The sequence below is a fragment of the Archangium sp. genome, from assembly GCF_036389735.1.
Taxonomy (GTDB): Bacteria; Myxococcota; Myxococcia; order Myxococcales; family Myxococcaceae; genus Archangium.
In genome coordinates, this window is record NZ_DASVWK010000034.1 from 1 (window position 1) to 13,911 (window position 13,911).

4 protein-coding genes are annotated in these 13,911 nt (G+C 68.6%); all 4 read right to left on the reverse strand.

All coding sequences use genetic code 11. The features are described 5' to 3' along the window. Nucleotides 1-2,655: amino acid adenylation domain-containing protein (locus tag VF794_RS01155; protein ID WP_331106858.1), on the reverse strand; the 2,655-nt coding region annotated here is incomplete at its 3' end. Then, nucleotides 2,648-10,867 carry a non-ribosomal peptide synthetase/type I polyketide synthase gene (locus VF794_RS01160; RefSeq protein WP_331106860.1) on the reverse strand — a complete coding sequence of 2,740 codons (8,220 nt, stop codon included), beginning with the start codon at nucleotides 10,865-10,867 and terminating at the stop codon, nucleotides 2,648-2,650. The genes VF794_RS01160 and VF794_RS01155, both read right to left, overlap by 8 nt. Nucleotides 10,868-10,911: 44 nt before the next feature. After that, nucleotides 10,912-12,657, reverse strand: coding sequence for a fatty acyl-AMP ligase (locus tag VF794_RS01165; RefSeq protein WP_331106863.1), 1,746 nt, complete (start codon nucleotides 12,655-12,657; stop codon nucleotides 10,912-10,914). A 195-nt stretch (nucleotides 12,658-12,852) separates the two neighbouring features. Then, nucleotides 12,853-13,911: ATP-binding protein (locus VF794_RS01170; protein WP_331106864.1), on the reverse strand; the 1,059-nt coding region annotated here is incomplete at its 5' end.

Sequence of the window (13,911 nt, forward strand, 5' to 3'; positions counted from 1 at the left end):
GTCCACGACCGCGGCCTCGCGAACGCCCGGATGCTCGCGGAGTGCCGCCTCCACCTCGCCAGGCTCCACGCGGTGCCCCCGTATCTTGACCTGGCCGTCGCCGCGTCCCAGGAACTCGAGTTCTCCCCCGGGCAGGTAGCGGGCGACATCTCCCGTGCGGTACAGCCGCGCTCCGGGCGTCTCGGCGTAGGGATCGGGGATGAACCGCTCCGCGGTCAGCGCCGGGTTGCCCACATAGCCGCGAGCCATGCCCCTCCCACCCACGTAGAGTTCGCCCCGGGCTCCCAGGGGCACCGGGCGCAGGTGTCGATCCAGGAGGTAGACCCGCACGTTGTCGATGGGCCGGCCAATGGATACGTGCCGGTCGGTGGGCTCGCAGCGCGTCAGCGTGGCGCACACCGAGGACTCGGTCGGGCCATAGGCGTTGAAGAACCGCCGTCCCCGGCCCCAGCGGGTCACGAGCTCGGGCGGACAGCGTTCCCCGGCGACGATGAGGCAGCGCAGCGCCGGCAGTTCGCAATGCGGAAGGACCGCCAGCAGCGAAGGGGGTAGGGTGACGTGGGTGATGGTCTGATCCCGCAACAGGTCCACGAGCTGGGTGCCGAGCGCGGTGATATCCGCGCCAGGCAGATGCAGTGCCGCTCCCGAGCCCAGCGCCATGGCGAACTCGGATACCGACGCATCGAAGCTCCAGGACGCGAACTGCAGCACCCGGCTGTCGGGGGTGACGTCGAACGCTCGAATCTGGGCGTGGGCCAGGTTGCGAAGCCCCCGGTGGGACACGCCCACGCCCTTGGGCCGGCCGGTGGTTCCGGACGTGTAGATGACGTAGGCGAGGTTGTCCTCCGAGACCACGACGTCTGGCCTCCGGGGGCTTTCGCGCGCGATGAGCGGCCATTCCGCATCGAGTTCGATGTTCACCGCCACGCCGGGAATGGGCTCCGCGCCCGTGCAGAGCACCACCGAACAGCCAGCGTCCGCGAGCATGAACCCGCGCCGCTCGAGCGGATGGCTGGGATCCACCGGCAGGTAGGCCGCCCCCGCCTTGAGGATACCCAGGATGCCCACCACTCCGCTCCAGGTCCTCGCGGCATGGACGCCGACCACCACCTCGGGTCCCACCCCGCGCTCGCGGAGGAAGTGGGCCACCTGGTTGGCCCGGGCATCCAGCTCTCCATACGAGAGCACGTGCGCGCCATCGACCAGCGCCACGGCTTCGGGTTGGAGCGCGGCACGCTCCTCGAAGAGCTGGTGCAGGCACGGGGGGCCCACGATCTCCCTCCGCGTATCGTTCCAGACGTGGAGCAGGCGGTGCTGCTCCTCGTCGGCCAGCATCGGCGCCTCGGAGATGGGCCTGGCCGGAGCCGCCCGCAGCTCTTGGAGCAGGCGCAGGTAGTGGTCGACCATGCGGCGCGCGGTGTCCGCTTCGAAGAGTGCGGTGTTGTACTCCAGCCGGGCCTGATGCCCGGACGGGTGCTCCGCGACCTCGAGGGTGAGGTCGAACCGGGCGCTGGTGGAGCGCTCCTCGAAGGCGACGCGCAGTCCCCTCAGTGGGTGGGTGGATGAGGGGGTGTTCTGGAACGCGAAGAGCACCTGGAAGATCGGGTTGTGGCTGGGGTTGCGCGTCGGGTGCAGCGCTTCGACCAGCGTGGCGAAGGGCAACTCCTGGTGGGAGAGCGCACCGAGGACCGTCTCGCGCACCGTCGCCAACAGCTCGGTGAAGCGGGGGTTGCTCGTGAAGTCGAGCCGGAGCGGGAGGGTATTGACGAAGAGGCCGATGAGGGGCTCGGTCTCCGGGCGGACGCGGCCGGAGACGGGGCTGCCGATGACGACCGTCTCCTCTCCGCTGTAGCGGTGGAGGAGCGTGCCGAAGGCCGCCAGGAGCACCATGAACAGGGTCGCATTGCCGCAGCGGCGGCCCAGGGCCTCGAGCTCCCGGGTGAGTTCCCGGTCGAGGAAGAACGGAATGGAATTGCCCTGGAAGGTCTGCACGGCGGGACGGGGCAGGTCCGTGGGCAGGGCCATCAGCGCGGGAGCGCCTTCCAGGTGCTTGCGCCAATACTCAAGCTGCGCGGAGAGTTCTCCATTGGCGAGGCGCTCGTGCTGCCAGCAGGCGAAGTCGGGATACTGAATGGCCAGCGTTGGAAGCGCGAGAGGCGTCTGGGTGGTGTGGGCCTCGTAGAAGGCCGCGAGTTCCCGGGTGAAGACGGCGAGGGACCACCCATCCGAGATGATGTGGTGCATCGTCACGAGCAGGACGTGCTCATCGTCCGCCAGGCGCACCAGGGTCGTGCGCAGCAGCGGCCCCTGGGACAGCTCGAATGGCTTCCTGGCTTCCTCCCAGGTCAGGCGCTCGAGTTCACCCGCCCGCTCCGCTGATGTCTGGGCCGTCAGATCGATTCGCTGGAGCGGGACCTCCAACTCGGAGGCGACCACCTGCGAGGGCTGCCCCTCGATCAGGGCGAACGTCGTCCGGAGGCTCTCGTGGCGGCGAACCAGCTCGGCGAGGCTCTGCTCCAGGGCCGCCTCGTCGAGCCACCCGTTCAGGCGGACGACGCCCGAGAGGTTGTAGAACCCATCGCCCGGCTGGAGCTGATCCAGGAACCAGAGCTGCGCTTGCGCGGCGGACATCGGGAAGACGAAGCACTCAGCCATGGTGCCCTCCCTTCTTGCCGTCGCCCTCTGGCGCCGGGTGGATGCCGCCAGTCGCATCCCGTACGGCGCGGTGGCGCGCACGCGGCTGCCGCTGGATGGTCCCGGTCACGACCGAGTCCGTGCCGCCTCGCTCACGGTCGATTCGCTCGGCCAGGTGCTCGAGGGTGGGAGCATCGAAGAGCGCTCGCAAGGGCAGCTCGACGCCGAGTTGTTCCCGGATGCGTGCGATGAGCTGCCCCGCCAGCAGCGAGTGGCCTCCCAGCTCGAAGAAGTTGCTCTCGGCCCCCACCTGATCGACATCGAGCATGTTCTTCCAGAGGACCGCGAGCGCCTTCTCGGTCTCGGAGCGTGGCTCGCGCGAAGCCACGCCCTGGGCAGGAGGTCTGGGCGCTGGCAACGCTCGTGTATCCACCTTGCCGTTCTCCGTCAGTGGCAGCGCCGGCAGGAAGACGAAGTGCGCCGGGATCATGTACCCCGGGAGCGTGTCGGCCAGGTGGCGGGTGAGTGCCTCGGAAGGGACGGGGGTGGGGTTCTGACTGACGACGTAGGCCACCAGGGCCGGTTCGCCGCCCGGACCAGGCTTGGAGGTGACATGGCAGGACTCCACGGCCGGGTGCGTGGCCAGGCGCGCCTGAATCTCCCCCAGCTCCACCCGGTAGCCACGGATCTTCACCTGCGCGTCATGGCGGCCGATGAAGACCAGCGTGCCATCGGCCATGCGGCGGGCGAGGTCTCCGGTCTTGTAGAGCCGCTCCCCCGGAGTCGTGGACCAGGGATCGGGAATGAAGCTGGCCGCAGTCAGGTCCGGCCGGCCGAAATACCCTCGCGCCACCCCCGCTCCGCCGATGTAGAGTTCACCCACCATGCCGGTCGGCACGTGTTGCAGCCCGTCGTCCAGCAGGTAGAGGCGCGTGTCGGGCAGGGGTTTGCCAATGGGGATGGTGTCCGGAAGGGCCTCTCCACCGGCCACGGAATGGATGCAGCAGCCGACCACCGTCTCCGTGGGTCCATACTCATTGACGAACGTGACGCCGGGAGAGTGCCGCTGCCACGGGCCCAGGACCGCCGAGGAGAGCGCCTCGCCGCCGATCACCACGGTGTGCACGCTTCCGCTGAGCGTCGGGGCGGGGAGCAGGGCCTCGAGCGCCTTGAGGTGGGCGGGGGTGATCTTGAGCACGCTCCAGCCGGGACGGCCCTTCAGCCCCGTGGCCAGCGCGTCCAGGGGGGCTTGCTCGCCGATGACCACGACCTCCTTTCCAGCCACCAGTGGAGGCAGGAGGCTGGTCAGCGTGGCATCGAAGGCCAGCGAGCCGTGCAGGGGCGCACCCCCACCCAGCCCGAAGCGGTAGGCTTCCACCGCCCACCTCACGTAGTGGGCCAGTCCCTCCTGGGTGACCATGACGCCCTTGGGACGCCCGGTGGAGCCGGAGGTGTACATGACATAGGCGAGGTGGCTGCCGCTCACGCGGTCCGGAGGGTCCTCGGTGGACGCGAGGGCCAGAGGACCCGAAGCCTCATCCAGGCAGAGCGAGGCGGTGCCCGCTGGGAGGCCGTCCCGCAGGCGCTCCTGGGTCAGCACCAGATGGGCCCGGGTTTCCGCCAGGAGCAGCTCCAGGCGCCCTGGGGGAGAGGAGGCCTCAAGCGGCACGTAGGCGGCTCCCGCCTTGAGGATGCCGAGCAGTCCCACGAGCAGCTCGGCGGAACGCTCCAGGTAGAGGCCCACGGGCTCCTCGGGCTGGACGCCCCGTGAGAGCAGGTGGTGCGCGACCTGGTTGGCACGCTGGTTGAGCTCACGGTACGACAGCCGCCGCGGGCCGTCGGACACCGCGTACGCCTCGGGGTGCTGCCGTGCGGTGGCCTCGAAGAGGGCCTGCACGCTCCCGGGGGCACGTGCTCCGCTGGCTGGCGCGCGACCCTCGCTGACCCGCGCCCTGCGCTCCTGCTCGGAAATCAGCGGCAGCCGGTGAACCCCCTGGGCGGGATTGCCGAGGACCGACGAGAGCACGACTTGGTAGCACTCCAGCAGACCTCGGGCTGTGGCTTCCGTGAACAGGGCGGTGCTGTAGTCGAGTTCCAGCAGGAGGCCTTCCTCCAGCTCCGTCACATTGAGGCTCAGCTCGAACGGGGAGTAGCGCGCCGGCTGGGGTACGAAGGCGGCCGCCAGCCCGTCGACCTGGGGCGCACTCGCCGGGCGCTCGAGGTTGAAGGTGGCTCGGATGAGATCTCCCTCGGGGGCCCGGCCGAGTGCTCTGAGCTGCTGCAACAACCGCGCGAATGGGTACTCCCGGTGCTCGAAGGCGCCCACGACGAGGGGCTTGAGCTGTTGGAGGAGCTCGGTGAAGGTGGGGTGGGCGCGCAGGTGGCTGCGGATCGCGAGCAGGTTGGTGCAGTAGCCGATGACCCCGGCTCCGCCCTCCACGTTTCGGTCGGCCACCGGGACTCCGATGACGATGTCCTCCTGTCGCGTCAGCCGGTGCAGCACGACCGAATAGACCGCGAAGAGGGCCATGAAAGACGTGCAGTGCTCCCGGCCGCACAGTTGCTTCAACGCACGGGAGGCCGAGGCGGGCAGTCGCGTGGCGTGTCGGCTTCCCCGGTAACTCTTTCCCGCCGGGCAGGGCAGATCCGCTGGAAGCGCGAGCTCGGTGACTGGCGCGGTGAATCGCTCCAGCCAGTAGCGCTCGTGCGCGCGCATGGCCTCTCCGCCCGCGCGTGCGTCCAGTTGCTGGATCAGGGTGCTGAAGGGGACGGCTGGAGGCAGTCCCGCCGCACGGCCGGAGCAGGCGTCCGAGTAGAGCTGGAGCAGCTCCTTCACCATCAACCCCAGGGACCAGCCGTCGACGACGATGTGGTGAGCCGACAGGAGGAGGTAATGCCGTGCCCGCGTCAGGCGCAGCACCTGGACGCGGAAGAGCGGTCCGGTCGTCAGGGAGAAGGGTTGCGCCGCATCGCGTGCCAGCCAGGAGTGAACGGCCGCCGCTTCATCGGGGACGTGAAGCTCCGCGATGTCGGTCAGGGACACCTCCACCGGCATCGAGGCCTGAATCTCCTGGTGTGCTCCCAGGCGGTCGATGACCATGCGAAGCGCTTCGTGGCGCGCCACGAGTTCCCTCACGGCGTGCTGGAGTGCCTCCTCCCGGAGGGGCCCCTGCAACTCCAGGCATCCGGAGACGCGGTACGCGTGATGGCCCTCCTCCGACAGTTGCGAGGCCAGCCACAGCAGCTGCTGGGCGTCGGTCAGCGGCAGGCGCCGGGCCGTGGGCGTCACCGGTGGCCGGGAGGCCCGCAGGAAGCCCGCCTCGATCAGCGGTTCCACGCTGACGCGCACAGCGGCCTCGATCCGCCGCAGATCCTCCTCGGTATGCGCGGTGGACAGGAAGCACGTCCGGCCTTCCCAGACGTAAACCCCCTGGCGGAGCAGGTGGTAGTAGAACAGCTCCAGCCCCAGGGGCTGGTGGAGGTAGCTGTAGTTGCCTCCCTGGGTGAAGCGGAACAGCGAGCCCCAGTGGACGACGCGGAGGTCGAGTCCGCGCTCCTCGAAGAACTGATTCAAGCCGCGCGCGAGCCGTGCGGTCCGCTGGTTGAGGCGCTCCTGGAGCGCGGGGCCCTGCTCCTTCAGATGGGTGAGGGCGGCCTTCGCCGCAGCGAGCGTCAGGGGATGTCGGTTGAAGGTCCCCGCGAAGTACACCGCCTCTCCCCCAGGGGCCGAGTCATCCCCGAAACCCCAGGCCCCGCCGTCGAGCCGGTCGATGAGACTGGCTCGGCCAGCGACCACTCCCAGGGGCATGCCCCCTCCCGCGACCTTTCCATAGATGACCAGATCCGCCTCGGTACCGAACCATTCCTGGGCCCCCCGGGGATGGATGCGGAAGCCCGTGATGACCTCATCGAAAATCAAGAGCGCGCCGGTCTCCCGGGTGAGCTGTCTGCACTCGCGCACGAACTCCCGCGGTTGGAGATCTGGCCTCCGGCTCTGCACGGGCTCCACCAGCACGGCGGCCAGCTCATGCCCATGGGCCTTCAACACTTCGAGCGAGCGCGGGTTGCCGTACTCCAGCACGAGGACCGCGTCGGCTACGGCCTGGGGCACCCCGGGCGACATGGGGTAGGTGGCCAGACCCGCGTTCGGGCTCGCGCCCACCACCAGCGTCGTGTCCGAGTGGCCATGGTAGGCCCCCGAGAAGATGGCGATCTTGTCACGTCCCGTGACCGCGCGGGCGAGCCGGAGGGCGGTCATGACCGCTTCCGTCCCGGAGGTGCAGAAGGTGAGCCGCTCCACCCCCGTGAGTTCGCGGATCAGCGCGGCGACGTCGCCGGCCAGCACCGGGGCCGGGCCCAGGTGGGCACCCTGCTCGAGCTGGGCCGCGATGGCCTGCTGGATGAACCGTGGGGAGTGGCCAAAAAGGTGGACCCCGAACCCCATGCTGATGTCGATGTACTCGTTGCCATCGATATCCCAAAGGCGTGAGCCCGCCGCGCGGGCGCTGACGAGCGTGTAGCAGACCTCCTTTACCTCCGGCCGGAAGGCGATGGAGGAGCGCTTGTCCACCAGGGAACCGCGGGACGAGCGCGCGGCCTCCTTGGAGGCTCGCGTCCGCTGGTTGTACTCGTCGATGAACCAGCCGAGGTAACGCCGCTGCGCCTCATCGAGCGGCTGCGGGGAGGTATGGCTGAGCTGCCACACGCGGGAGAGGGATGCCCGCTCCTGGGGCGGTGGCGCGGGAGGCGGGCTGGCCACTTCTCGCGAGCCCTCCGCGGGTCCCCTGGTGCCGCGCAGCAGTTCGAGCTGCTGGGCCATCAGCGCCAACTGTTGGGACACTACCTGCTCGATGACCGAGGGCTGGCCGCCCGTGGGGGCCGCGGCGGGCTGGGCGTTGGAAGGCGCCGACGCGGGCGCGCTGGCGGGAGGCGGAACCGGGTTGCCCGCCTGGGTTGGGGGCCTCCAGTCCGTGGGGAGCTGCCCGGCGACATGGCGCGCCAGTGCCTCCAGGGTCGTCAATTGCTCGAAGAGCTGCCGGAGCGAGACCTTCACGCCATAGCCTCTCTCCAGCCGGTTGGTGACCTCGATCAGAACGATGGAGTCCGCTCCCATTTCGAGCAGCGGCTGGTGGACGTCCAGGTCGGCTGGCTTGATCTGCAGGAGACTGGCCGCGGCGGTGCGCAGCTGTTCGAGGACATGGGCGTACCTGGCCTCCGGAGAGAGGGCCACGTCCGTGGTGGCGGTGGGGACCGGGCGCGCCGCCTCGTCGTGGGCCGGGGGCTGGGAGGTCCCCGAAAACCAGTGGGCTTCGCCTTGGAAGGGGTAGATGGGCAGCCACAGCCGCAGCCGCTGCCGCCGGTAACCGTTGTCGAACCCCTGCCAGTCGATGCGCAGGCCACGTTGGTACAGGGTGGCCACGCTCTCGCACAGCTGCTGCCAATCCTCTTTGCGAGGCGACAGGGAGGGCACCCAGACGGCGCCGCGGGCCGCGTAGCCGTGTGCGAGCGGCGCGACGGTGGGCCTGGGGGCGATCTCGATGAAGGTGTCGAAGCCGCGCTCCAGCAAGCCGCGCATGCCCTCGGAGAGGCGCACCGGCGAGCGCAGTTGGGTGCGCCAGTACGGAGCGTCGAGCACGTGGCCCGCCTCGATGAGCTGGCCACTCACGTTGGAGACGAGCGGGAGGGTCAAGGCGCGATGGGTGATGCTCCGGGCCTCGTCCTCGAAGGCATCGAGGATGAGATCCATGTGATGGGAGTGGAAGGCATGGGAGACGGTCAGCGCCTTGGAACGGATGCCGTGCTCCTCCAGGACCCGGAGCGACTCGGTGACCGCTTCACTGTCGCCGGAGATCGTGAGGCTCTCGGGCGAGTTCACCGCGGCGATGGTGAGCGCGCCGCCCCAGCGCGACAGCAGCGGTGCCACCGCCTCCTCACCCGCGAGGACCACCGCCATGGCGCCGCGCAGCGGCACGCTCTGCATGAGCCGGCCCCGGTGCGCTACCAGCCGCATTCCCTCTTCCAGGGTGAATCCGCCCGCGAGGCACGCGGCGACATACTCACCGATGCTGTGGCCGAGAACGGCTTCGGGCTCCACGCCCCAGGACCGCCACAGCCGAGCCAGGGCGAGCTCGACCGCGAAGAGGGTGGTCTGGGTATAGAACGTCTCGTGGATCCGCGAGTCCCGCTTCTCCCCGTACAGGATCCCCAGCAGGGAGACCTGGAAGTATTCCCGCATGATGTCGTCGCACTCGCGGAGGGTGCGCCGGACCAGGGGATGGGTCTCGTAGAGCTGGCGCGCCATACCCGGGTACTGCGCGCCCTGGCCCGCGAACAGGAAGGCGATCCGTCCGGGCTTCCTGCCTCCGGCTGGCTCCGACGAATCCACGGTCCCCCTCGAGGACTCCCTCCATTCCTCCAAGCGCCGGACCAATTCGCCGCCGTCGGCGGTCGCCAGTGCCACGCGGTGGGGGAAGTGGGTGCGCCCGGTATTGGCGGAAAAGCAGAGGTCCGCGAGCGGGACGCTCGGGTGTTGCTTGACCCAGTCTTGATAGGCCCGGACGAGTTCTCTCAGCGCACTAGGCGTCCTGGCCGAGAGGGCGAGCAGGTGCCGTGGGCGTTCCAATTCCTCCGGGGCCCGCACTCGAGGGGCAGGCACGGGGGGCGCACTCTCGACGATGAGGTGGCAGTTGGTGCCTCCAAAGCCGAAGGAGCTGACTCCGGCGCGCCGGGGCTGACCGGTCCGGGCGGGCCAGGGCTGGGCCTCCGTTGGGAAGCGCAGGGGGGCGCCGTCGAGGTGGAGGTGGGGGTTGAGTTCGGACAGGTGGAGGTGCCTGGGAATCCGGCCGTTCTCCAGCGACAGGATGACCTTGATGAGGCCCGCGACCCCTGCGGCGGACTCCAGGTGGCCGATGTTGGTCTTGACGGAGCCCACCCAGCACGTTTGCTGAGCGGAGCGCCCGGGAAGGAGGACGGCCTTGAGGGCCTCGACTTCGATCGGGTCCCCCAGCCGCGTACCCGTGCCATGGGCCTCGACGTAGTCAATCTGGTGCGCCGCGACCCCCGCGTCCGCCAGGGCCTGTCGGATGACGGCCTGCTGAGCGAGCCCGTTGGGCGCCGTGAGCCCATTGGTGCGACCGTCCTGGTTGACGGCGGAGCCCCGGAGGACCGCCCAGATGGGGTCTCCATCGGCCAGAGCCGCGGAGAGGCGCTTGAGCACCAGAAGGCCACAGCCCTCGCTGCGGACGTAGCCATCCGCCGCGGCGTCGAAGGTCTTGCACCGTCCATCCGCGGCCATCATGCGTCCCTGGGAGAACGCCACCGTCAGGTCTGGCGAGAGCAGGGCGTTGACTCCGCCCGCCAGCGCCAGCTCGCACTCCCCCTGTCGAAGGCTGCGGCACGCCAGGTGGATGCTCACCAGGGACGAGGAGCAGGCCGTGTCCACGGCGAGGCTCGGCCCCCGCAGGTCGAAGAAATAGGACAGGCGGTTGGCGGCGATGCTGCTGGCATTGCCGGTGCCCATGTAGATGTCGGGTGACCGGCCCTCCTGGACCTGCAGGCGTGCATAGTCATTGCTGCTGATGCCCACGAAGACGCCCGTCTTGCTGCCCGCCAGCGTCCCGGGCACGAGGCCCGCGGATTCCCATGCCTCCCAGGCGACCTCAAGCAGCAAGCGCTGCTGGGGATCCATGCTCGAGGCCTCCCGGGGGGAGAGGGAGAAGAAGGCCGCGTCGAAGCGCTCAACCCCTTCCAGGAAACCTCCCCAGCGGGTGCTCATCTTGCCGGGCGTGCCGGGCACCGGTGAGTACCAGTCCTTGTGGTCCCAGCGCTCGGGGGGTACTTCGCGGATGGCATCGCGCTCGCCCTCCAGCAGGGCCCAGAACTCCTGGGGTGACTTGGCGCCGGGGAAGCGGCATGCGACCCCGATGATGGCGATGGCGTGCTCCTCCTCAGGGGCACGCGCGGGCTGGGAACTCGGGGCCCGAGGCGCGGAGGGTCGTGAAGCCAGGTGCACGCTCAACGCGCGTGGGCTCGGGTACTCCCAGAGCAGCGTGGGAGACAGTGATTGGCCGAGCCACGCCTCCAGCTCTCCCGAGAGCGTGACGGCCTCGCGGGAGGACACGCCACTGGCTGCGAAAGGCTCCTCCGCGTCAATGTCTTCACGCGGGATGCCGCTGCACGTGGAGACCTTCTGGAGCAGCCATTCTTCGATGTCCTTGGCGTCAAGCCTGTCCATGACGGAATGAACTCCAACTGGGAAAGGGAAGGGCGCGGAGGGAGCTACGTGGCGGCCTTCGTCCGGCTCTCCAGGTATGTCTGCCTGCACGCGAAGCGTTGGATCTTCCCGCTGGATGTCTTGGGGAGTGTCCTGGGCTCCAGGGCCATGGCGTCGTGCAGGCGCAGGCTGTGCTCCCGGGCGACCGCGCGGCGCATCTTGCTCAAGATGGAGCCATGGAGCTGCTGGCGCTCCGGCTCGGGAAGGGAGTCTCGGAGCTCGTACAGGACGACCAGCTTCTCTTGGAACTCGTCGTCGATGGAGAAGGCGGCGCAGCAGCCGGGGCGGATGCGCTCATCGCTCTGCTCGATGGTTCGCTCGATGTCTTGAGGGGCGTGATTGGCGCCATCGATGATGATGAGATCCTTGATCCTCCCCAGGACATACAGCTCGCCATCCACCAAGGCGCCCAGATCCCCCGTTCGCAGGAAGGGACCCTCCTGAAGTTCGGCCAGCCGCGCGCCGAAGGACTCCCGAGTCGCCTCGGGTTGTTGCCAGTATCCTTGAGCGACGCTCGGGCCGGAGAGCCAGATCTCCCCCACCTCCCCAGGAGCGCATGGCGTGCCCGTCTCGGGTGCGACGATTCGGACCGTCTGCCCCGGCAGGGGCTGCCCGCTAGACGTACAGGTGAGGCCCTCGGCCTCGGGCGTTGCCTTGACCAGCTTGCGCTCATGCTTCAGGGCGGCGGCATCCACTTGGAGGGTGGCGGCGCCGCGGGAGGCGGGACCGCCGGAGACGATCAACGTGGCTTCGGCCAATCCGTAACAGGGGAAGAAGGCCTTCGGGTCGAATCCAACGGGGGCAAAGGCTTCCGAGAACCGGCGCAGGGTGTCATGGCGGACCGGCTCGGCCCCATTGAACGCCACTCGCCACGAACTCAAATCCAGTTCCTGGAGTTGCTCGGGGGTGGCTTTGCGCGCACAGAGCTCATACGCGAAGTTCGGCCCTCCACTGGTGGTGGCCCGGGAGGCGGTAATGGCTCTCAACCAGCGCAGCGGATTCTGCAGGAAGTGCAGGGGAGACATCAGGACCGAGGGAAAGCCCATGTAGAGCGGGTGCAGGATGCCGCCAATCAGCCCCATGTCGTGATAGGGCGGCAGCCAGATGACGGCGAGGCTTTGTCGGGTGTGCTGAAAGCTCTCGCCAATCAGTTGGCAATTATGGACAAGGTTGGCGTGGGTGAGAGCCACGCCCTTGGGCGTTCCCGTCGACCCGGACGTGTACTGGAGAAAGGCAATCCGCTTCGGGGTGATGTCTGGATCCACCCAGTGGGCCGCCAGGGCGGACGACACCTCCTCGAGCGCCATCCAGGAGAGCCCGGCCAGCGCGCTGTCCTGGCCAATGAAAGCCTGGGCGAACTCGAGGATGTCGGCCGACGTCAACACCAGGGCGGGACGTGCATCCTGTAGAATCGCTCTCAAGCGCAGCAGGGTGCGCTCGAGCTGTCCTGGCGCCGGTGGGTACAACGGGACCGCGATGGCGCCCGCGTAGAGGCAACCCCAGAAGGCCCGGATGTAGGCCAGTCCTGGCGGGAAGAGGAGGAGAACGGGCCGACCTTGTGCCCCCTTGTTCTGCAGCGCGGTGGCGATGCTCCGGGCATCGGTCTCCATTTGTCGATAGGTGATGGTTTCTTCTTGCCGCTCCCCGTCCAGGAGAAATGTATGGGCTATGTTGTCTGGTTGTTGACGGGCGTGGTGGCGGAGAACGTCGATGAGATGGCCATACGGCTGACTTGGAAGGTCGGAACGCATGGGCAGGCCTATCAGGAAGGTTTCACCCTGAGTGTGGGGTAGATGTCACCGAAAGTAGGAGTCACTCAACAGAGACGCAAAATCGCACGCTGCGGTTGAGCGGTAGGCAGCCAAGGGGCCATCCAGCGCGCACAGGCGTCAGCGGGCCTGGGCGCAGATGACAATGAAGTAGCGGGAGTGCGGAGGGAGGGAGGTTCAGCTCGCGCGGCGCTTCTTCTCACGCTTCGGCTTGCCTTCGGGCTTCGGCGGCAGTGGGAGGCCCTCCGGCGCGAGGCCCTCCGAGGCCATTCCCTCGGCCAGGCGGGTGGTGGGGAAGGGCGTTCCATCCAGGACCACTGGCTCCGGCAGTTGCACCGGATCCGATGGAGGCGCTGGCAGGCGGATGATGAAGGTGGCGCCCTCGCCCTCCTTGCTCTGCACCGCGAGCGTCCCACCGTGGTTCTTCACGATGCGCTGGCAGATCGCCAGCCCCAGTCCCGTGCCCTTCTGTTTCGTCGTGTAGAAGGGCACGAAGATGTGCTGCTGCTGATCCGGCGGAATCCCCGGGCCCGTGTCCGACACGTGCACCTCCACGAAGGAGTCCCCCGCCGAGCGGAAGTCGGTGAAGCGATCCGGCCTCACCGTCTTCACCGTGATGCCTCCCCCGCTGTCCGCCAGCGCCTGCATCGCGTTCTGCACCAGATTGATCAGCACCTGCTTGAGCTGCTCCGCGTCCGCCTCCACCCGCGGCAGTGACTCCTCCTGCTCCACCTTCAACTCGATGCCCTTCGGCATCTCGTTCTGGATCAGCCGCACCGTGCGCGTCACCACCTCGTTCAGGTCCGTGGGCCCGAAGGTCTGCTTCAACGGGCGCGAATAATCGAGGAACGCCGACACCACCCCGTTCAGGCGGTTCACCTCCTCGACGATGACCTCCAGGAATTCGCCCTCTTCCCCCGGCAGCCGCTTGGGATCCAGGCACTGCGCCGCGCCCTTGATGGCGCCCAGGGGGTTGCGGATCTCATGCGCCAGGCCCGCCGCCATCTCGCCCAGGGCCGCCAGGCGGTCGCGCTCGCGGATGCGCTCGTACAGCTTCGAGTTCTCCAGCGCCGTCGCCAGCCGCTCGGCCACCTCCAGGATGAGGGCGATCTCATCCGAGGCGTAGGCCTCCGGCACCCGCTCGTCCCACAGGTTGAGGAAGCCGATGACCCGATCGTTGCCCAGCAAGGGCACCGTGATCCCGCCCTTCATCTGCACCAGCGCCGCGCGCGTGTC